We start from the raw sequence: 19,773 nt of genomic DNA, 5'->3' as shown, positions 1-19,773 counted from the left end.
GGCACGCGATGAGGTAAGTGAATCAGGCGGAGGTTATGGACAAGTCGGCGGCAATGCGCTGCCAGTCGGCCTCGCCGAGCGCTGACGTCAGGCGGCTGTAACGCCGTGGATTCCCGTCGCATTGCGCGAGGATGCGCACGATGACGCGATGACGATGGAATTCGGGATGACGTGTGATGCCTTGCATTGCAAAGGCGATCGCGTCTTCCTCGTCGGTCAACGCGAACGACTCGGCAGACGCCAACCATGGGTCGAGCCGTCGGCCCAACGCGGTGAGTTGTTCTGCCGGGGTACGCTGCCGCTCCAGCACCACGTTCACCCGGCCCACCCGCTGCAATTGCCGCCATTGATCGTCGCGCAGTCGCAGGGCCGGCGTCGCCGAAGCGTGCTCGTCGGGCTGCAGCCGCCACCAATGTTCGAGCGGAAACAGCCACGCAGACGCAGGCCCCATCAGCGTCTTCTGCTGATCCTCGTCCAGTATCCAGCGCAGTTGCATCAGCGTGTACGCGTCGTGATATCGAAGGTGGTATGGCTTGCGCTCCGCCGGCGAATGAACGATCGTCACGCGTTGCAGATGGCGAATGACGCTGCCCGGCGTATTCGGGCTCTCGAGCAGTAAACAGAACAGCGGTTCCTCACCGTCCGAATCGCGCTCCATCACCTCGACGAACAGCTCATCGCGCTCGGTAGCGCCGAGCGCATCCAGGCGCAGAACGGATGGCAGGCGAGACGCGCGGTCGGCATGGGTTGCCGGTGCCAGCGATTCCGGCGAAAAGCGTTTCAGGAGCGGGGAATCCACCTGCCGCGGATCGATGACGGCATAGCCGCAACGTTCGAGCGCACGTCGATCAAGCTGGATACGTTCCATGGCGTTACGCATCCATCGGGACGAGCGCTTCATGGCGCGACGCGGCGGTCTGCCGGGACATGTCGCAATCCTCGATAGCGCCCAGCGCGACGGTGCGCGTCGAACTTCCGGACGAATCGATGTCCCACGACACACATTTCTCGATAATGTCGCCGGCGGTGCCATTCTCGATGCGGCTACCGTTGATCTTGATATAGGAGCCCCCGGCCCCGATCCATACCTCGTCCTTTGCAGTGAGGACCAGCTTGCCGTTGGTGCTGGTTACGCTGACATCCTTCAACGCGCTGAGCGCGATTTCGTCCTCCAGCGCCCGGATGTCGACCTTCCCCTTGCCGGCGAACAATTTGATGCCCGCCTTCCTGGCGAAAAGACTGATCAGCTCGCCCGCCGCCACGGTGAATTTGCGCACGACACCGATATCGGCGTTTTGGCCGGCCGTCAGCGTGAGATTCGCGCCGGCGCTGTGCTGGATCGTCTCCGGCGACGTCACGGCAATCGACGCGCTGGCGGACAACAGCATGACGGCCTGCTGGAGATCCTTGATCTGGTTCTGCAGCACGTCGCTCATCGCCCGGGCATCCGCGGCGTCCGCCTGCGCGCTCAGCGCCGCCTGGGTCAGTTGCTGCATTTGCGATTGCGCGGCCTCGAGCTGCTGCAGCGCTTCCTTCATGTCGAGCTGCGAGCCCGTTGCGTTCGGACGGTCGATCGACGAGAAATACAACCCGCGCCCCGCCCTTATCGCGCCGTAGGCCGACGTGCGCAACTCGAAGCCCTCGCCCCTGCACTCGAGCTGCTGGTTCACCAGATAGCCGAGGTTCAATTGCGATTTCCCCGAGTGTTCGGTGCTGAGCTTGATGCCTTCCTGTCCGGCCCAGTCCTCCATTCGCAGTTTGTTGTTCGCCTGCGTGCGGATCACGTTGCGCGACAACCAACGACGGTCGCTCGTCACCAGGTCCCGTGCCTGACCGTGGTGATGGAAGCCGATGATCTCGGGTTTGTCCGGGTCTGCATCCCGGAACGAAACGACGGCTTCGTCGTTGTCGAGCGCGGGGAAGTGAAAACCCGTCTGCAGCTTGCCCGCGAACGGTTTGGCCAGCCGCAGCGGCACGCTCTCGCCGCCGGATGGCCAAGCGGCGAAATCGACGTCGAACCGCACAGTGTAGTAACCCGCTGCGGTCAGATACGCGTACTTGTATTTGTCCGGCGAAGTCACGCGCGCGCTCAACGTGCCGGCTATCGTCGGCCATGCGTCCACCTCGAGTTTGAGCCGGAAGCGCCGGTTGGCGGGGATCGCCTTGTACTGGTTCGTATAAGCGCGATCGCGTGCTCCGCTGTGCGTCACCTCCACAACGACCTGCCCGTCGGGCGCATCGGGCAGCGCCGTGTCCAGGTTCAGCACGCGACCGGGCTGCAACGCGAGCACATTCGTCTCGCCTTCGTACACGACTTGCCAGGCGAGTGCCGCCTCATGACGCAGCCGCGCTTCCCATTTCGCGCCGGCCTGATCGAGGTGATGCGTACCGTACACGTACGATTGGCCGTAGGTGGTCGAGTCCTGCGGCGCGACGTTGGCCTCGTCCTTGAAGCGCTCCCAAGCCTGCTCCGGGTTGTAGTCGGCGACGCAAAACGATTGCGGTACCGTCACGGCGTGCACCTCGAGCGCCGTCACCGCCTCCGTGCCGGCCGCCTCGAGCCCCGCCGCCTCGCGATACGCGACGGCCAGATGCGGATTCCACTGATAGTGGTCGACATCGTCGGCAAACACGACTTGATCGCCATGCTCGGTCTCGACGATATAACTGTAGATACCGGCCTTCTGCATCAGCATCCGCACGTACGACAGGTCGTCGATCCGATACTGGAAACGGAACAGGTGCTGCGGATATTCGCGGCGCAGCCGGAACGCAAACTGGTGACCGTCAAGGCCGTGACTGCGCAGCACCGCCTCGATGATCTGCGGCGTGGTCTGGTGCTGGTAGATCCGGCTGGTGCTGACGGCTTCCAGACGTGCGAAGTGGGATCTGAGCACCACTTCGTACCGGATGAAGTCGCGTGTGGTCTGCAGCGTCGAGAAGCGGGCAACGAAGCCGGAGAAACGACGAGGCGCGCCCGCTTCCGGAACGATCGTGCAGGCCGCATCGCGATTCAGATAATCGGCACGCGCGAGCCGCTGCGGATGCGTGAGCACGATCCGTACTTCGGTCGGCTCCCCCATCCGCTCGGTTGCATGCACGGACACCACGGACAGCGCCGTAGCGGAGTCGGTACCGGGCACATCGAGGAAATACGCCTGACGTCCCGACACCACCATCAGGCTCGAAACGGAGCGCTGCGTCTCGTCAAACAGATCCACCATATTCGAAACCCCGTCTCCATATAGCACTGCTACACACTTATTCCCTCTACAACGTTTTTGAGCGCGTGCAATGCGTGGATTGAGCGACGAAAGATAGCCGCTCGCGCCCCGACTCGGGAAGGGCTCGATTCCTTTATTCCGGCGAATTGTTGTATTTGACCGAAACGTAACAGTCGTTCACGAATGACGCTGTTTTTGAGATGTTTACCGTGTTATACGTCGCACTTCGCCGATTTTCGGCCGCATCTCGTTCAACGCCCAATGAGTCCAGGCTTTCCAGTCGACCCGTACACCAAAGCCGTCGAAATGTCCGATGTGCATGCACGCGTCGATGCGAATTCAGCAACCTGCGCACGCTCGGACGTGCTCGACTGGTGCCTCGCCGACCTCGACGAGCAACTCGGCCGGCAACTCGATGCCGTCCTGCATCATCCCGCGTTCCAGGCACTCGAATCGACCTGGCGCGGCTTGAAGTTTCTGGTGGATCGCACCGATTTTCGTCAAAACGTCAGCATCGAAGTCCTCGACGTTTCCAAGGAAGCGCTCCATCACGATTTCGACGATGCGCCCGATATCATCCAGAGCGGCTTGTTCAGGCTCACCTATGTCGGCGAGTACGACATGCCGGGCGGGCAGCCCATCGCCGCGATTATCTCGGCGTTCGAATTCGATCATCGCGCACCGGACATCGCGCTATTGCGCAATATCTCGAAAGTGGCTGCGGCGGCCCACATGCCATTTATCGGCGCAGTCTCGCCCGCTTTCTTCGACAAACCGTCGATGGAGGCAGTCACCGGCATCCGCGACCTGCCGACCTGGTTCGAGCGAGCCGAGTATCTGAAATGGAAGAACTTTCGTGAAACCGAAGATGCACGCTACGTCGCGCTGACGATGCCGCGCTTCCTCGTGCGCCTGCCGTACGGACCCGATACGACGCCCGTGCGCGTATTCAACTACACCGAGAACGTGCGGGAAGCCGGGCGAAACGCTTACCTCTGGACAAGCGCGGCCTTCGCGCTCGCAGTCAACATCATGCGCAGCTTTGTGCGTAACGGCTGGTGCGTGCAGATTCGCGGCCCGCAGGCGGGCGGCCTGATCGAGGATATTCCGATGCATCGATACGATCTCGGTGCGGGACGACTCGGCAAGATTTCCACCGAAGCGCTGATCCCCGAAACACGCGAGCACGCGTTTGCCGATATAGGACTGATTCCGCTTTCGACCACCGGAAATCACGATCAAGCGTGCTTTTTTTCCGCACACTCGGCACAGCATCCGCGCGTGTCCGACCCGCGTGGCGCATCGGCGAACAGCCGTATCAATGCCCGCCTCCCGTACGTCTTCCTGCTGTCACGCATCGCTCACTACCTGAAACTGATCCAGCGCGAGAACATCGGTACGACCCGGGACAGCCGATTGCTCGAGCTTGAATTGAACACGTGGGTCAAATCGCTCGTCACGGAAATGACTGATCCCGGCGACGATCTTCAGGCCGCCCACCCGCTGCGTGAAGCAAGCGTCTCCGTCCAGGATATTGAGGACAATCCGGGCTTCTTTCGAATCAAGCTCTTTATCGTTCCGCATTTTCAGGTGGAAGGCGTCGACATCAACCTTTCCCTGATTTCGCAAATGCCGAAGGCGAAACAGTGACATGCGCCCCATGCGCGCTTTCATGCCGCAACTTTAATTTCGAATCAGTCAACAAGATGAAGATAACCAGACCGCTGTGGGCCAAGGGGATTTTCATGACGCCGCAGCACTTCCAGCAGCAGGCGATATGGGAACAATACGCCCACGACCGAATTGCGCGCATCGCGAGTCCCGATGCATGGGGCGTGGTGCGTACGGCGCTGGACGTCCAGGCATTGAGCGTCGATCGTCTGCAGTGCACGGCCCTGTCGTTGCGGCTGCCCGACGGCACGCTGGTCGACACCGAAACCGCCGACTGGCTTCCCGCCTCGCGCAGTCTTGAAGACGTGCCTGCAGCAGTGGAAACGGTGACTGTGCTGGTCGGCCTGGCACTACTGGATGCACAGGGCGGCAACTGCATCGAACCCGGTGAAAAAACGGCACGCCCCCGTCGCGTTACGCGCGAGTACAAACAGGTCGCCGATCTGAACGGGGACGGTCAGGAAGAAATCAGCGTCGAGCGTAACGTGGTGACACTGCTGTTCGACTTCGAGCATGCTGGCGACTACGTGACCTGTGCGATCGCGCGACTCGTTCGCACGCCGCAAGGGCAATTCGAGCCTGACGCGACGTTCGTTCCGCCATGTCTGTTCCTGTCGGCAAGCGATCGGCTCATGCAGCGCGCGCAGCGTCTATCGGACATTCTGTCGGCCAAGAGTGCGAGTCTCGCAGTGCGCCGGAAAGCACGCTCGGATCAAATCGCGGATTTCGCCGTGTCCGATGTTGCGCTGTTTTGGCTGCTCCACAGCGTCAACAGCGCGTGGCCCGAACTCGCCCGCCTCGTCCAGGCGCCCGACCACCATCCCGAACGGCTGTACACGGTTCTCGCGCGGCTCGCGGGTGCACTCCTCGCGTTCTCCACGAAGGAGTCGCTCCAGTCGATTCCACTGTACGATCATCGTGCACCGGAGCCGATGTTCGCCGAACTCGAATCGCTGATTCGGACCTTGCTCGACGCCGTTATTCCGTCGCGAGTCGTACCGATTGCGCTCGAACGGGTGCGCGCGACGACGTGGCTGGGCCGAATCAATGACGAACGACTGACCGAAGGCGCGGAATACTATCTTTCGGTGCAGGCGGCCATGCCCGCGCATGCGCTCGTCGAACATGTACCGCGCCTTTGCAAGGTCGGAGCGCCGGACGAAGTCGAGCAAATCGTCAATTCGGCACTGCGGGGTATTGCATTGCGGTCGATGCCTAGAGTGCCGGCCGCGATTCCGGTCCGGGTCGAAAACCAGTACTTCGCGCTGGACAGCAATGACGACGCGTTCAAGCGGATGATCGACGCGTTCAAGCGGATGATCGACGCGCACGTGTGCCAGATCTATGTACCGGCATCGATTTCGGAGGTATCGCTTGAGCTGTATGCGGTGCTGCCATCATGAGCATGGTGACCGCCGCCACTCATCCTTTACTACCCGTTGCACTACGCGATACGGCGCGCACGGTCACCGCATTGGCCTTGGAATCCATTTCGTTTCAGGCATTGCGCGACCAATGCGACGCGCAGATCGCACAACTGCGATCGGAATTGAATTCGCGCGGCCTTTCGGATGACGTAATCGACGATGCAGTGTATGCACAATGCGCACTGCTCGACGAAGCTGCGTTGAAACACCTCACCGGCACGGCACGCGACGACTGGGAGCGCGAACCGCTTCAGGTGACGCATTTCTCTAGCAACGATGCCGGCGAGGAACTGGTACGCCGTATCCGGCACCGCTTGTGCGACGATCGACCCGCCAACGAGCTGCTCGCGATATTCGCGGCAGTGTTGTCGCTCGGCTTCGTCGGACGGTTTGCGATCAACGGCGATATCGATCGCGTGGAGCTTGTTCGCTCCATCGACGCGCAACTGGGACGCTCACACTCAGACGACGGCAATCACACGCTCGTCGCACCGATCGTCGTGAGCAATGCCGGCGCGCGACCGCCGCGCATTTCTGGGCCAATCTGGGTGGCGATGTCGTGTGTTTCGGCGGGATTCGTCTGGTTTGCGGTCGACCGGTGGTTCATCGCATCGATTGCCCGGCTCATGAATTGAAGGAGAACGACGATGTGGGTAGGCCCTGGGTTGTTCGAGCGAATCACCGGACACTTCGCAGACGGTTCGGCCGTGAGCGATTTCCCCGCGGAAGTACAGGTATTCCTGTCGGTTCGCGACAACATCGAGCGCATTCTGAACAGCCGGCGCGGCTCGCTCACCCATCTTCCGGACTATGGGCTCGATGATCTATCGGGGATATATCGACATCTGCCATCCTCCGAACACAAGCTGCAACGCGCGGTCGAAACGGCGCTGCTCGCCTACGAGCCGCGCCTGAAGAAGGTGGAAATCGAAATTCATCCACCTGAACCGGATATGCTGATCAGCTTCACGATGGCTTGCCATTTGCACCGGGAAGGCCTGGTGCGCTTCGGCACTAATTTCATGCCGGACGGTAAGACGCGCCTGCGGATGTTGCAGGCGGCACACGATCGGTACTGACCCGCCTCACCGCTCAGAGCAACCCCATCCCGCCCGACGCGATGATTTCCGCGCCGACGATGAACGCGGATTCCGGCGCGCTCAGGTGCAGCACCGTCGACGCGATTTCGTCCGGCGTGCCGAACCGGCCGATCGGCACGAGGCCCTTGATCTTGTCGGCCGTCGCGTCGAGCGTCGCCGCATCGAGCCCGAGCTTGCCGTACAGCGGCGTCTGCACGGGCCCGGGGCTCACCACGTTCACGCGCACGCCGTGCGGCAGCAGTTCCGTCGACAGCGTCTTCGCGAACGAATTGACGGCCGCCTTGCTCGCCGCGTACACCGACGAGCCGGGCATCCCGACATGCGCGTTGATCGAGCCGTTGATCACGATCGATGCGCCGCGGTTCAGCAGCGGCACCAGCGACTGGATCTGGAAATACGCGCCCTTCACGTTGGTGTTGAACACGAGATCCCACATCGCTTCGTCGCTGTCGGCGAACGGCGCGAGTTTCGCGACGCCCGCGTTGACGAACACGGCGTCGAGCCGCACGCCGGCGGCGGCGATCGCGTCGGCCAGCGCACGGGCCGACGCGACGCTGCCGGCTTCGTTGCGAATCGCAAGCGCGCCTTCGCCGAGCGTTTGGCGCGCCGCTTCCAGCGTGCCGGCGTCGCGCCCGGTGATGATGACCCGCGCGCCTTCGGCCGCGAATGCGCGGGCGGCCGCCAGGCCGATGCCGCTGTTGCCGCCCGTGACGAGGACCGTCTTTCCTTCGAAGCGTTGCATGATGTTCTCCTGTGAACCGGTGAGTTGACCGTGAACACAGGATGCGCGCGGCGCCGGGCCTTGCCGTACGACCGGCGCGACGAACATGTTCGAAAACATCGAACATGTTGGCGCGAGCGGGTTCAGCCGACGACGTCGATCCCGTCGAGCAGCCGCTGCGCGAGCCGCGGCTCGCGCAATTGCTCCAGCCACCATTGCAGCGCGCGGCCGTCGCGGTCGTCCTGCCATGCGACATACAGCAGGTTCGGCTCGCGCGGGTCGGCTGTCTGTTTCTCGACCAGTTCGCCGCGCGCGAGCAGCGACGCGACGCGCCGGCGCGGCACCCAGCCGACGCCGAGCGCATCGCGCTGCGCAAGGATCTTCGCGCGCATCGACGGCACCGCGAGCACCGCCTGCCCGCCGAGCAGCCCGTACGCGCGGCCGGCCGCGCGCCGCGACGAATCGGCGACGACGACCGATCGGTGCGCACCGATCGCGTCGCGCGTCAGCACCCCGCCCACGGACGCCAGCGGATGGCGCGGCGACACCGCGAACACCCACTCCATCGCGCCGAGTTCGAACCACTTGAGGCCCGGAATCGCCGGCGGCTCGTTGGTCGCGCCGACGACCAGATCCGCGCGGCCGTCGCGCAACGCTTCCCAGGTCCCGCCGAGCACCTCGTGCGTGAAGCGCAGCGACACGCCCGAATCGAGCGCATCGAACGCGCGGATGACCGGCAGCAGCGTATCGAACTCCAGCACCTCGTCGCTGACGATCCACAGCCGGTCCTCCCAGCCGCTCGCGACCTGCCGCACGCGCTGCGTCAGCCGGGCGACGTCGAGCGCCAGCCGCGCCGCCTCGTCGGCCAGCAATTGTCCGGCCGGCGTGAGCTGCAGCCGGTAGCCGCGACGGTCGAACAGCAGCGCGTCGAAGCGCGTTTCGAGCTGGCGCGCCGCGTGCGACACCGTCGACGGCGCCTTGCCGAGCCGCGCGGCGGCCCGCGACAGGCTGCCGGTGGCGCGGATCGCGTCGAGTAGCGCCAGTTCGTCTTCGGACAGCATGAAGTCGCTCCACGGTGAGGATGTCGTGGATCGTAAGGCACTGGCGCGCCGCGGTCCAATCGGGCGATCGCGGCTGCGCCGCCCGCCTGCCGCGAACGGTCGTCACCGCCGGATCTCCCTGTCCCTATTGCTTCGGCGCGCCGCTTACCGTGCCGGCCGCAGCATGATGCCCGTCAGCGCACCCGCCACGCACAGCGCGCCCACGTACAGTTCCGGCGCGTGCGGGTGCGATTTCAGCAGTACCGAGACGAACACCGGCGTGAGACCGCCGAACACCGCATAGGCGACGTTGTACGAGAACGATATCCCGGAAAAGCGCACGGCTGCCGGAAACGCATGGACCATCGCGACCGGAATCGCCGCGACCGCCCCGACGCAGAAACCGCATAGCGCGTAAAGCGGCAACAGCAGCGACGGATCGACGGCAAGTTGCGACGCCATCAGCCAGTACGACGCGCCGAGCATCAGGCAGCCGACGAAGATCGTGCGGCCGGTACCGAACCGTCCCGCGATCGAACCGGCGACGATGCATCCGATCGTCAGGCAGAACGTCGCGGCCGAATTGGCCTGCAGCGCAAGCGCGGGCGCGATGTGAAATTGCCTGGCGACGAGGGTCGGCGTCATCAGGATCACGACGACGATCGCGGCGGTGAGCGTCCACGTGAGGATCATCGATACCAGCACGGCCCGCCCGTGATCGCGCAGGACGGCTTTCAGCGGCACTTCGCGGGTCAGCGACCGGCTCCGCTTCATTTCGACGAAGACGGGCGTCTCGTCGAGCCAGCGTCGCAGCAACGCCGACACAATCCCGAACAGGCCGCCGACGACGAAAGGCAGTCGCCACGCATACGCGCCGATCTCCGCCGGCGAATAACGATGATTGATCGTCGACGCGATCAGCGAGCCAAGCAGGATGCCGAGCGTCAGGCCGCCGGTCAGCAGGCCGCACGCATAGCCGACATGGCGCGGCGGCACGTGTTCGGCCACGAACACCCACGCGCCAGGCACCTCGCCGCCTACCGCCGCCCCTTGCAACAGCCGGCACAGGAGCAGCAGCACGGGCGCGGCAATGCCGATGGACGCATAGGTCGGCAGCAGCCCCATCGCCAACGTCGGCAGCGCCATCATCATCACGCTCAACGTGAACATGCGCTTGCGGCCGACGAGATCGCCGAAGTGCGCGAGCACCACGCCGCCGAGCGGGCGCGCGAGATAACCCGCCGCGAAAATGCCGAACGTCTGCAGCTGGCGCAGCCAGTCGGGAATCGATGGCGGAAAGAACAATTGACCGATGACCGCCGCGAAAAACACGTAAATCACGAAATCGTAGAATTCGAGCGCGCCACCGAGCGCGGCGAGCGCGAGCGTCCGGTGATCGCGGCCGGTCAGCGGGCGATGGGATACAGCCGGAATCTGAAGCGAGTCTGGAAAGTTCATCTGGAGAAAGTCCGGGATCGGGAACCGCGCGCCAACCCGATGACGCGCTACGGATGGACAACACCCAGGCACCCCACGTCATTCCATTGCGCGTCGATTTTCCGCGGCACCCGTTCAAGGCCACGCTCGGCAACCTCCATCTGGCCTGCAGGCGGAGCAATGTCGGGCGCCGTGTCGCGAATCCGGTGCGACGCCGGGAATAAACGGCCGCCGTCGCGTGTTCCATGAGGATGGAGGGCGCACGAGCCTGCCGCTTGCGCGCCTCGCCCCTGCGTGACATGGTCACGCCTTCTCCTGGAGCAATCATGCGTTTTGCGGTTCTGGGCGCCGGCGCGGTCGGCTGCTACTTCGGCGGCATGCTGGCGCTGCACGGCCACGATGTGGTTTTCATTGGTCGTCCGTTGCACGTCGACGCGATTCGCGACCGGGGTCTGCGCGTCCAGACGCGCACGTTCGACCGGCGCGTGCCGGCCGACGCGTCGACCGACATCGACGCCGCGGCATCGGCCGACGTGGTGTTCGTGTGCGTGAAGTCCGGCGATACCGCGGAAGCCGCGCGCACGTTGAGCCGCGTGCTCGCGCCGCAAGCGATCGTGGTCAGTCTGCAGAATGGCGTCGACAACGCGGCCGTGCTGCGCGCGGAGATCGCTGGCCCTGTGATTTGCGCGGCCGTCTATGTCGCCAGCGAGATGGCCGGCCCGGGGCATCTGCTGCACCATGGCCGCGGCGATCTCGCGATCGAAGCGTCGCCGTCGAGCGAACGGCTGGCGCAGGTGCTACGGACAGCGGCCATTCCGACCCGGATCGCCGACGACGTGCACGCGGCCCTCTGGCACAAGTTCATCCTCAATTGCGCGTACAACGCGATTTCCGCGATCGTGCAGTTGCCGCTGGGCGAGATGCCGCATCGCGATGCGTTGCGCGAAACGATGCGTGCCGCCGTCGCCGAGTGCATCGCCGTCGCGGCGGCCGAAGGCGTCCATTTCGCCGACGAGCCGGCCGCGATCGTCGAGCACATCGAAGCGACGATTCCGCCGGGCCAGTATTCGTCGACGGCGCAGGATCTGGCGCGCGGCAGACCCGGCGAGATCGATCACCTGAACGGCGCGGTCGTGCGGCGCGGGCGCGCGGCAGGCATCGACACGCCAGTCAATCGGACGCTCCATCTGCTCGTGAAGATGCTGGAAGCAAAGACGGCCGCGCGTTCGTGACGGGCAGCGTTCGCGCGTGCGTCGCCGACCGCCGCGGCGGGTCGAGCGGCGCCGCGCGGCCGGCGCGGCCACCGGCGACGTGACGTCGGCTGTCGGGGCGTCGAACCGGCCCGCCAGCCGCGTTGCCGCACGCCGGCCACGGCCGAACGCGCAGCGCCGATCCCCGCCGCTATTCGCGTTCGCCAGCCAGTCGCGCGAGCGCCGCGGCGATCCCCGCGCCATAGGCCGGATCGGCCCGCGAGCAGTTGTCGATGTGGCGCTGCCGGATGTCCGCCGACACGCCGGCAAGCTGCCGTGCGGTGGTATCGAACAGGCACTGGCGTTGCCGCGCATCCATCAGCCGGAACAGGTCGCCCGGCTGCTGATAGTGATCATCGTCGACGCGATGATCCCAATGCGCGGCCGCGCCGTTCAGCTCGAGCGGCGGTTCGTCGAGCTGCGGCCGGTCCGACCACGCGCCCTTGCTGTTGGGCCAGTACGACGGCGCCGCGCCGAGATTGCCGTCGGTGCGCATCGCACCATCGCGGTGATAACTGTGGAACGGGCACTTCGGCGCGTTCACCGGGATCTGCGCGAAGTTGACGCCCAGCCGATATCGCTGCGCATCGCCGTACGAAAACAGGCGCGCCTGCAACATCCGGTCCGGTGAGTAGCCGATGCCCGGCACGACGTTCGCCGGCGAAAACGCGGCCTGCTCCGTCTCGGCGAAGAAATTGTCGGGATTGCGGTTGAGCTCGAATTCGCCGACTTCGATCAGCGGAAATTCAGCCTTCGGCCAGACCTTCGTGAGATCGAACGGGTTGAACCGAAACGCTTTCGCCTGCGCGTCGGTCATCACCTGAACGTACAGCGTCCAGCGCGGAAAATTGCCGGCCTCGATGCTGTCGAACAGGTCGCGCTGATGGGTTTCGCGGTCCCGGGCGATCAGCGCTTGCGCCTGCGCGTCGGTCAGGTTCTCGATGCCCTGTTGCGAGCGGTAATGGAACTTCACCCAGGTCCGCTCGTTCTGCGCATTGATCATGCTGTACGTATGGCTGCCGAACCCGTGCATGTGCCGGTACGATCGCGGAATGCCGCGCTCGCTCATGACGATCGTCACCTGGTGCAGCGCCTCGGGCAGCAGCGACCAGAAATCCCAGTTGTTTTCCGCGCTGCGCATGCCGGTGCGCGGGTCGCGCTTGACCGCATGATTGAGGTCGGGAAAGCGCAATGGATCGCGAAAGAAGAACACCGGCGTATTGTTGCCGACCAGATCCCAGTTCCCCTCCTCGGTATAGAACTTCAGCGCGAAGCCGCGGATGTCGCGCTCCGCATCGGCCGCGCCGCGCTCGCCGGCCACCGTCGAGAAGCGCACGAACATCGGCGTCTGCTTGCCGATTTCGGAGAAGAGCTTCGCCTTCGTGTACCGCGAAATGTCGTGCGTCACGGTGAAGGTCCCGTATGCGCCGGCGCCCTTCGCATGCATGCGGCGCTCCGGGATCACCTCTCGATCGAAGTGCGCGAGCTTTTCGATCAGCCAGACGTCCTGCAGCAGCGCGGGACCACGCGCGCCGGCCGTCTGGATGTTGACGTTGTTGCTGACCGGCGCGCCGTTCGCATGGGCAATTTCGCGCGGAATCGAATCCTCTGACATGTCCTGGTTCCCCCAACGGTATGTGATTTCAGTTCATGGGTCGCGCGATCCGCCGTCGGTGCGGGCATCGCGCGTCGTGCAGACGGCCATCCGTCAGGCCGTCCACGGATAGATTGGAAATGAACGACGTATCCGGCGTTTGTCCGGCTTGTATCGGTTTGTACCGGGTTCCGTCGACAGCCGGCTGCACCATGCACGTCGCGCCGGCCGTCACGATCGTTCGCTGTCGGCGATCCGGACGCCGAGCGCGCCGAGGTCCGCATCGTCGGGGGCGCCGATCAGCGCATACGCGATTCCCGAGCGCCGCCAAGTCACGACGTCCATGTTGCCGACCTGCTGACGGTCGGGCACGGTGTCGGGCCGCTCGTCCTTCATCACGCATAGCGCGACGGGCGCGCCTTGGTCGGGCAGATAGACGATCTGCACCAGTGTTTTGCGATTGAAGTTCAGACGCTGGATGCGCTTGAACGTCAGCCCGGCCGAGCGCAGGTCCGGAATCCGTATCCCCAGTCCGTCGTCCCGGCGAATCGTATCGATCGTCTGCGCGGCGGCCGCGAAGTTCGCCGAATCGAATGCAACGGTGTCGCGCGTATAGAGCCGCTGATAATTGACGGCCGCCATGATCCACGGCGACATCCGCGCCCGCGCGACCACCGATGCGGGTGGCGGCGCGAAGCGCAGTACGGCGGCGCTGCAGAACGCGCCCGCGACGAATGCGACCGCGAGCCACGGCGCCATCATGCGAACGCGCGAGCGAACCGGCGTGGACGGCCGCCCGCGTACGCCGGGCTGCGCTGGACCCGATACCCGCCGATGATCGTCGCCGCCGAGCGGCCGCGCCGACGGCGGCGCATGCGCGTGCGTGATGTCGGCGACCGTCCGGATCAGACTCTGCGGCACCGGCAGCCATGGGTGACGCTGAAACGCGCGCTGATAGGGCAACACCGATGCTTCGAGCAAGGCCACCCGCGTCGCGATCTCGACCGACGTTCGGATCGCCCGGTCGACTTCCTCGCGCTGGTGCGACGTGAGCGCTCCGTCCACGTATGCCATGAGCAGGACGTCGTCCATTTTCAAGCCCCCTGATCCTCACTGTTCGCCGCGCTTTTCACGGGTCGTTCGGGTCGATCGGCGAACAGCGCACCGATCGCCTGGCGAGCACGCGACAGCCGGCTCATGATCGTACCGATGGGCACGTCGAGCACGTCGGCCGCTTCGCTATAACTGAGTCCTTCCACGCTCACCAGCAACATCACCGCGCGCTGCGCTTCGGGCAGCTGCTGCACGGCCCTGACGATCTGCGCATCCAGCGCCTGCTGCTCCAGTGTCGGGGCGGCGGGATCGGAGATGGTTTCGAGCAGGTCGTCGTCCCAGTCCATGCCCGAGCGCCGGCGTACGCTGCGCGCGCGAAGCTCGTTGAGCCAGGTGGACTGCACGATCGAGAACATCCAGCTGAGCGGTACCGTTCCGGGCCGCAACTGATGCGCGCGTTCGAGTGCACGCACGCACGCGCACTGCACGAGATCCTCCGCGTCGTGCCGATCGCCGGAGAGGCGCAGCGCGAACGTCCACAGGCGTGGAAGCATCGCGGGCAGCATGGCGGACAGTTCGGCCGCGGTCATCGACGTCGATCTCCGCAACGTGCAAGCTGGCCGACGCGGACGAACGGCCGTATCTGATGTGTATCCATGGGTTTAGGCGAAATTGAACGGGCAACACCCCTACAGCCCACGTAAACAGCTGGACGGCGCAGATATTCCATCCGCGGTCGCGTGTCGCCCGACAGGCCGGATCACAGGGCGCCGGCCGTGCGTCGGCGGCGTGGCGCGCGATGCGCGTCAGATCACCGTGACGACCACGTCGACGTTGCCGCGCGTCGCCTTCGAATACGGGCACGTCTGGTGCGCGGCATCGACCAGCGCCTGCGCGACGTCCGCGTCGACGCCCGGCACGCTGACGTTCAGCCGGGCCTGCAGGAAGTACGCGCCGTCGGCCATGGCCAGATCGATTTCCGCATCGACGTGCGTATCGCGCGGCAGCGCAACCTTCAGCCGTTGCGCGGCCAGCCCCATCGCACCGATGAAACATGCCGACCAGCCCGCGGCCAGCAATTGCTCGGGATTCGTGCCGGGCGCGGCCGAGCCGGCCCCGGCGAGCTTCACGTCGAGGCGGCCGTCGGCACTGCGGGCCGCGCCGTCGCGCCCGCCGGTGGTGCGAGTCTTGCCGGTGTACAGGACTTTGGTTTGCTGGCTCATGATCGGTACCGTGCTGGATAAGGGTGAATGAACGGAGAACGTATTGCGTCGTCGGGATGCATTAGAGCGCGGCCACGTATCGGTCATGTGTCCCGACGCCGGGCTAATGCAACGCCATGTATCCATTCGCGATGCGTACACATTGAGAAACACATCCGCCGCTCCGGCCAACGCCATTGCCGAAACGAAGCGGGAATAGCCCTGCGTCCTCCGGTGTTCTGTTGAGGCAGACAACCCTTCGGGAGTGAAACGGTGCAGAACCCACTGCAGGAAATCGACGATCGTCCGGCACCCGCGCACACGCGCGTGCGGGCACTCGGCAGCACGGAACATCTGTTCTGGTTGCTGGACCAGAATCGGCCGACGCATTTCGCGATGGTCGCGGAGATCGACCGGCGGTTTGCGCCCAGCGCATGGCACGCTGCCTTTCAGGCGCTGCAGCGCCGACATCCGCTGCTGTCCACCTGTATCGCCACCGACGCGCAGCACAATTCGGCGTTCCATTCGGTGCCCGGCGCCGTGGTGCCGTTGCGCGTGATCGAGCACCATGCGACGTCGTGGCAAACCGAAACGGCCCGCGAAATCGCGACGCGCTTCGACTGGGCGACCGCGCCGCTCGTGCGCGCGACACTGTTGCAGCGCGAATCGACGTCGACGCTGATCCTGGTCGCGCATCACTCCGTACTCGACGGCATGGGCGCCGCGTATCTGATCGACGAACTGCTGCGCACGCTGACGGGCAACCCCGCGCCGCCGCTGCCGCTCGTGCAGTCGCTCGAGACGCTGCTCGCGGCCGACCTGAACGGCGCGGCCACCCTGCCCGCGCCGGTTCCGGCGCCGGAGTCGAAGCCGTTCCGTGCGGACACGGCGGAGCTGCCGCACATCGACGCCGTCGCGCTTTCAGCCGAAGCCACGCGCCGCCTCGCCGCGCGCGCCCGGCAAGCGCGCACGACCGTGCATGGCGCGATTGCCGCAGCCGTTCATGAAGCGGGCCGGCGCCTGTCGAGCGACTGGGCCGCGCGCGCGTTGAGGACCGTCACGCCGATCGACGTACGCGCTTTCGCCAGCGAAGCCGGTGTCGCCAACGGCGTGTACATCACGCAGACCGTCACGATCGACGATCACCCGCGCGGGGTCGACTTGTGGACAGCCGCCCGCAAGATCAAGCAGGACCTCGCGCCGTCGCAAACGCGCGCGAGCGTCGCGGCGGAGCTGAAGGCGCTCGATACCGCGATGGCGGCGCGACCGAGCGTCGAACACGCGGCCGGCTTCCTGTCGAACGTGCTGGCCTTCGACGTCCTGCTGTCGAACCTCGGCAATCAACCCATCGCCGCCGCGTACGACGGCGTATCGCTCGACGCGCTGTGGGGTCCGTTCGTGACATCCGGATTCGCCGACGATCAGGTCATCGGCGCGTGCACGATCGACGGCGTCCTGCGGCTCGCGCATACGAGCCATCGCGCGATCCCGGGATTGCTCGGCGAAGTCCGCACGATTCTCGAGGACGCCGCCGGCTGAACGGCGGCGCGGCGCCGCGCCGGTCGCGCGGTTTCAGAACGCCGCGAGCGATACCCGCTTGCGGTGCTCGACGACCGACAGCAGCAACGCCGCCAGCCCGCATGCGGCGATGAGCGTCAGCAGCATCGTCCTGCCCAGGGTGACCAGCACCAGGCTGCCGAGCGCCGGGAATCCGAACGCGCCGACGAAGTACGATGCGACGAACCACGTGAGCACCGCGTGCCGATGCCGCGCCTCGGCGCTGTTGACGGCCTGCGTCTGGACGATCGGATAGATGAGACCGTAGCCGGTGCCCAGCAGCACGGCGCTGGCCGAATGCAGCAGCGCATGGTGCGGCACGGCGAACGTCACCGCGACGCTCAGGATCATGAAGCCGAGCAGGATCTGCGTGGTCGCATCGACGCGCATCCGGATCACGAGCGCGCCGAGCAGCCAGCGGATGACGACCACCGTGGCCGAATACAGCCCGAAGAACGTTCCGGCCTTCACGCCGGTTTCCTGCGCCATCGACATCTGGAACGTCATCAGCCCCGAGAAGACGCTCGAGCCGAGCGCGATGATCGCGATCGGATAGATCGCGTGCGTGCGGGCGATCGCCGCCATCTCGCGGCCCCATCGTGGCCGTACCGGCCGCGCGGCGGACAGCGACGCCGGCGACAGCCGGCCGAAGCATTCGAGCATGACGGCGGCCATCGCGCACAATCCGCCGACGGTGCAGAACACCGTCCCCGTCGTCCAGTGCCAGTTGCGTATCGCGAGCGACGCGACGGCCGGGCCGCCGCCGACGCCCGCCATCTGAAACGACCCGAACCGCAAGAACCAGCGCTCGCGTTCGGTATCCGTGGTGCGCTCGGCAAGCATCATCGGCGCCGCGAGGTAGAACGCGCCCCAGCCGACGCCGACCAGCAGTCCGGGCACGACGCTCAGCGACCCGGTGCGGTCGATCAGCGCAAATCCGACGACGCCCGCGCCGACTACGAGTGCGGCCAGCGCGGCGGTACGGGCGGTGCCGATCGAATGGGCCAGCCATGCGACCAGCGGCAGGCCGATCAATGCGCCGACCATCGCTTCGACCAGCGCGACGCCGGTATCGACGTCGCCGCCGCCCGCCGAACGAAAATGCATCGACAACAGGAACGTCGCGCCGTATCCGCATGCCGTCAACAGCGCACCGAGCAGCACGAACGATGCACCGCGCGCGGACATCGTGTGGGAATCGGCCATCGTGCCTCCTATTGTTTCGAAATTCCGGCCGGCCTGCCGGTCCTTCAGTTGACCGTCGCCATCCAGCGGAATGCGGCGCCCGGCTTCCCGATTGGACGCCCGCCATGTATCCGGCGTATGTCGCCGGCGTATCGAGATGTATCGGCGGAAACGGACGCCCCGCGGCGATGCGTTCATGCAGGCGCGAGCGGCAATATCACCGTCGCCTCGAGGCCGCCGGTGCTGCGATTGTTCAGTTGCAGGTCCCCCTGCATCGCCCGCGTGAGCCGGCGGGCGATCGCGAGCCCCAGCCCCGACCCCGGCGCGCGCCCCGCCGTCTGCGGCGCGCGGTACCAGGGCTTGAACACCGCCTCGAGTTCCGCCGGCACGATACCCGGCCCCGAATCCAGCACGGTCAGCATCACGTGCCGCGCGTCGACGCACACACACAGGCGGACGTCGCCCCCGTAACGCAACGCATTGTCGATCAGGTTGACGAGCACGCGGCGCAGCGCATGCGGGAACGTCACGAGAGGATGCCCGACCCGTCCGTCGAGATCGACGGTCAGGCCCGCGTCGCGATAGCTGTCGACCAGCACACCGAGCATCTCGTCCGCGTCGACACGGCGCGGCGGCTCCGGCACGCTGCATTGAAGTCGGGCGCACGCGAGGCTCGCGTCGACCAGTTCGCTCATCTCGGCAAGATCGCGCTCGATCGCATCGCGCAGCGCACCGTCATCCAGCATCTCGCTGCGCAGCATCATTCGCGTGAGCGGCGTGCGCAGGTCGTGCGCGTAGGCGGCCAGCACGTGCAGCAATTCCGTCATGCGCTCCGCGTGCTGGCGGTGCGCGCCGTTGATCGCGCGTGCGAGCGTCGCGATCGACGGCGCGCCGCGTTCGGCCCACGTATCGGGGAGCGCCTCGATACCTTGCTTGTCGATGGCATCGGCAAGCTCGCGCACGGTCGCATCCAGCCTGAGCATCCGCCGCCACGACCACAGCACGGTCGCGACCAGCGCGAACAGGATCGCCCCGATCGCGGCGATCAGCAGACCGTCGCTGGCCACCGCGCGCAATGGGTTCGCGAACGTCGCGCGTGCGTCGTACATGCCGGCCGCGATCAGTGGCACGCCGGCGACGAGCAGGAGCCGCACCGACCACACGACGAATTCGCGCGGATGCGGGAACACTGCGCGGGCGACGCCGCGCAGGCTGCGCGTGGCCCGCGATTCAAACACAGTCGCTGACGATAAGGTAGGAATGTGCGCCATCTTCGTTCTCCTGTCGCCGTCGCGGCGGACGGTACAGGACA

The 19,773-nt window shown here is 65.5% G+C and carries 18 protein-coding genes; 7 read left to right on the top strand and 11 right to left on the bottom strand.

Translation table 11 applies throughout. The features are described from left to right. Nucleotides 1-22 precede the first annotated feature (22 nt). Both HWX55_RS14200 and vgrG read right to left on the bottom strand, forming a co-directional pair. Nucleotides 23-868 (bottom strand): DUF4123 domain-containing protein, encoded by an 846-nt coding sequence (locus HWX55_RS14200; protein WP_175976131.1) that lies wholly within the window; start codon nucleotides 866-868, stop codon nucleotides 23-25. A gap of 4 nt (nucleotides 869-872) precedes the next feature. Then, nucleotides 873-3,224 carry a type VI secretion system Vgr family protein gene (gene vgrG, locus HWX55_RS14195; RefSeq protein WP_175976184.1) on the bottom strand — a complete coding sequence of 784 codons (2,352 nt, stop codon included), beginning with the start codon at nucleotides 3,222-3,224 and terminating at the stop codon, nucleotides 873-875. A gap of 306 nt (nucleotides 3,225-3,530) precedes the next feature. Between vgrG and tssC the strand changes: the two genes are divergently transcribed. Genes tssC through tssE form a run of 4 tightly spaced genes read left to right on the top strand, consistent with a single transcriptional unit; the run spans nucleotide 3,531 to nucleotide 7,401 of the window. Beyond that, a complete protein-coding gene (tssC, locus tag HWX55_RS14190; RefSeq protein ID WP_244140566.1) occupies nucleotides 3,531-4,874 on the top strand; it encodes a type VI secretion system contractile sheath large subunit in 1,344 nt (447 codons plus the stop codon). 56 nt (nucleotides 4,875-4,930) lie between these two features. After that, nucleotides 4,931-6,298 carry a type VI secretion system baseplate subunit TssK gene (gene tssK, locus HWX55_RS14185; protein WP_175976130.1) on the top strand — a complete coding sequence of 456 codons (1,368 nt, stop codon included), beginning with the start codon at nucleotides 4,931-4,933 and terminating at the stop codon, nucleotides 6,296-6,298. Continuing rightward, a complete protein-coding gene (locus tag HWX55_RS14180) occupies nucleotides 6,295-6,957 on the top strand; it encodes a DotU/TssL family secretion system protein (protein ID WP_175976129.1) in 663 nt (220 codons plus the stop codon). Before tssK ends, HWX55_RS14180 begins: the two co-directional genes overlap by 4 nt. 12 nt (nucleotides 6,958-6,969) lie before the next feature. Next, nucleotides 6,970-7,401, top strand: a complete 432-nt coding sequence (gene tssE, locus HWX55_RS14175) for a type VI secretion system baseplate subunit TssE (protein WP_175976128.1) — start codon at nucleotides 6,970-6,972, stop codon at nucleotides 7,399-7,401. Nucleotides 7,402-7,414: 13 nt separating this feature from the next. Here the strand turns inward: tssE and HWX55_RS14170 are convergent, their stop codons facing one another. The 3 genes from HWX55_RS14170 to HWX55_RS14160 form a co-directional block, all read right to left on the bottom strand. Further along, a complete protein-coding gene (locus HWX55_RS14170; protein WP_175976127.1) occupies nucleotides 7,415-8,164 on the bottom strand; it encodes an SDR family oxidoreductase in 750 nt (249 codons plus the stop codon). 122 nt (nucleotides 8,165-8,286) lie between these two features. Further along, nucleotides 8,287-9,204 (bottom strand): LysR family transcriptional regulator, encoded by a 918-nt coding sequence (locus tag HWX55_RS14165; protein ID WP_175976126.1) that lies wholly within the window; start codon nucleotides 9,202-9,204, stop codon nucleotides 8,287-8,289. 144 nt (nucleotides 9,205-9,348) lie between these two features. After that, the gene (locus HWX55_RS14160; RefSeq protein ID WP_175976125.1) at nucleotides 9,349-10,641 is read right to left on the bottom strand and encodes an MFS transporter; all 1,293 of its coding nucleotides are present in this window, start codon (nucleotides 10,639-10,641) and stop codon (nucleotides 9,349-9,351) included. A 53-nt stretch (nucleotides 10,642-10,694) separates the two neighbouring features. Between HWX55_RS14160 and HWX55_RS14155 the strand changes: the two genes are divergently transcribed. Together HWX55_RS14155 and HWX55_RS14150 are read left to right on the top strand one after the other, a co-directional pair. After that, nucleotides 10,695-10,844: a hypothetical protein gene (locus HWX55_RS14155; protein WP_175976124.1), complete on the top strand. Its 150-nt coding sequence runs from the start codon at nucleotides 10,695-10,697 to the stop codon at nucleotides 10,842-10,844. Nucleotides 10,845-10,946: 102 nt separating this feature from the next. Continuing rightward, nucleotides 10,947-11,852 carry a ketopantoate reductase family protein gene (locus HWX55_RS14150; RefSeq protein WP_175976123.1) on the top strand — a complete coding sequence of 302 codons (906 nt, stop codon included), beginning with the start codon at nucleotides 10,947-10,949 and terminating at the stop codon, nucleotides 11,850-11,852. 169 nt (nucleotides 11,853-12,021) lie between these two features. Here HWX55_RS14150 and HWX55_RS14145 read toward each other — a convergent pair whose 3' ends face one another. The 4 genes from HWX55_RS14145 to HWX55_RS14130 all read right to left on the bottom strand — a co-directional run bounded on the left by HWX55_RS14145 (nucleotide 12,022) and on the right by HWX55_RS14130 (nucleotide 15,740). After that, the gene (locus tag HWX55_RS14145; RefSeq protein WP_175976122.1) at nucleotides 12,022-13,485 is read right to left on the bottom strand and encodes a catalase; all 1,464 of its coding nucleotides are present in this window, start codon (nucleotides 13,483-13,485) and stop codon (nucleotides 12,022-12,024) included. A gap of 210 nt (nucleotides 13,486-13,695) precedes the next feature. Then, the gene (locus tag HWX55_RS14140) at nucleotides 13,696-14,538 is read right to left on the bottom strand and encodes an anti-sigma factor (RefSeq protein WP_244140565.1); all 843 of its coding nucleotides are present in this window, start codon (nucleotides 14,536-14,538) and stop codon (nucleotides 13,696-13,698) included. A 20-nt stretch (nucleotides 14,539-14,558) separates the two neighbouring features. After that, nucleotides 14,559-15,107, bottom strand: coding sequence for an RNA polymerase sigma factor (locus HWX55_RS14135; RefSeq protein WP_175976120.1), 549 nt, complete (start codon nucleotides 15,105-15,107; stop codon nucleotides 14,559-14,561). Nucleotides 15,108-15,323: 216 nt separating this feature from the next. Then, a complete protein-coding gene (locus tag HWX55_RS14130; RefSeq protein ID WP_175976119.1) occupies nucleotides 15,324-15,740 on the bottom strand; it encodes an organic hydroperoxide resistance protein in 417 nt (138 codons plus the stop codon). Between the two features lie 252 nt (nucleotides 15,741-15,992). Here HWX55_RS14130 and HWX55_RS14125 point away from each other — a divergent pair, with 252 nt between their 5' ends. Beyond that, nucleotides 15,993-17,258: a condensation domain-containing protein gene (locus HWX55_RS14125; protein WP_244140564.1), complete on the top strand. Its 1,266-nt coding sequence runs from the start codon at nucleotides 15,993-15,995 to the stop codon at nucleotides 17,256-17,258. Between the two features lie 33 nt (nucleotides 17,259-17,291). On the opposite strand, the gene HWX55_RS14120 is transcribed toward HWX55_RS14125, so the two are convergent. Both HWX55_RS14120 and HWX55_RS14115 read right to left on the bottom strand, forming a co-directional pair. Further along, nucleotides 17,292-18,482: an MFS transporter gene (locus HWX55_RS14120; RefSeq protein WP_175976118.1), complete on the bottom strand. Its 1,191-nt coding sequence runs from the start codon at nucleotides 18,480-18,482 to the stop codon at nucleotides 17,292-17,294. Between the two features lie 173 nt (nucleotides 18,483-18,655). After that, complete coding sequence (locus tag HWX55_RS14115) at nucleotides 18,656-19,732, bottom strand: HAMP domain-containing sensor histidine kinase (RefSeq protein ID WP_175976117.1); 1,077 nt, start codon at nucleotides 19,730-19,732, stop codon at nucleotides 18,656-18,658. Nucleotides 19,733-19,773 lie beyond the last annotated feature (41 nt).

This window comes from Burkholderia sp. BCC1047, from assembly GCF_902833155.1.
Lineage (GTDB): Bacteria > Pseudomonadota > Gammaproteobacteria > Burkholderiales > Burkholderiaceae > Burkholderia > Burkholderia sola.
This window is presented reverse-complemented; position numbering and strand designations above follow the sequence as displayed.

Coding starts and splice junctions, on each gene's coding strand:
- HWX55_RS14200 (WP_175976131.1), bottom strand. CDS start 868: ATGGAACGTATCCAGCTTGATCGACGTGCGCTCGAACGTTGCGGCTAT.
- vgrG (WP_175976184.1), bottom strand. CDS start 3,224: ATGGTGGATCTGTTTGACGAGACGCAGCGCTCCGTTTCGAGCCTGATG.
- tssC (WP_244140566.1), top strand. CDS start 3,531: ATGTCCGATGTGCATGCACGCGTCGATGCGAATTCAGCAACCTGCGCA.
- tssK (WP_175976130.1), top strand. CDS start 4,931: ATGAAGATAACCAGACCGCTGTGGGCCAAGGGGATTTTCATGACGCCG.
- HWX55_RS14180 (WP_175976129.1), top strand. CDS start 6,295: ATGAGCATGGTGACCGCCGCCACTCATCCTTTACTACCCGTTGCACTA.
- tssE (WP_175976128.1), top strand. CDS start 6,970: ATGTGGGTAGGCCCTGGGTTGTTCGAGCGAATCACCGGACACTTCGCA.
- HWX55_RS14170 (WP_175976127.1), bottom strand. CDS start 8,164: ATGCAACGCTTCGAAGGAAAGACGGTCCTCGTCACGGGCGGCAACAGC.
- HWX55_RS14165 (WP_175976126.1), bottom strand. CDS start 9,204: ATGCTGTCCGAAGACGAACTGGCGCTACTCGACGCGATCCGCGCCACC.
- HWX55_RS14160 (WP_175976125.1), bottom strand. CDS start 10,641: ATGAACTTTCCAGACTCGCTTCAGATTCCGGCTGTATCCCATCGCCCG.
- HWX55_RS14155 (WP_175976124.1), top strand. CDS start 10,695: ATGGACAACACCCAGGCACCCCACGTCATTCCATTGCGCGTCGATTTT.
- HWX55_RS14150 (WP_175976123.1), top strand. CDS start 10,947: ATGCGTTTTGCGGTTCTGGGCGCCGGCGCGGTCGGCTGCTACTTCGGC.
- HWX55_RS14145 (WP_175976122.1), bottom strand. CDS start 13,485: ATGTCAGAGGATTCGATTCCGCGCGAAATTGCCCATGCGAACGGCGCG.
- HWX55_RS14140 (WP_244140565.1), bottom strand. CDS start 14,538: ATGGCATACGTGGACGGAGCGCTCACGTCGCACCAGCGCGAGGAAGTC.
- HWX55_RS14135 (WP_175976120.1), bottom strand. CDS start 15,107: ATGACCGCGGCCGAACTGTCCGCCATGCTGCCCGCGATGCTTCCACGC.
- HWX55_RS14130 (WP_175976119.1), bottom strand. CDS start 15,740: ATGAGCCAGCAAACCAAAGTCCTGTACACCGGCAAGACTCGCACCACC.
- HWX55_RS14120 (WP_175976118.1), bottom strand. CDS start 18,482: ATGGCCGATTCCCACACGATGTCCGCGCGCGGTGCATCGTTCGTGCTG.
- HWX55_RS14115 (WP_175976117.1), bottom strand. CDS start 19,732: ATGGCGCACATTCCTACCTTATCGTCAGCGACTGTGTTTGAATCGCGG.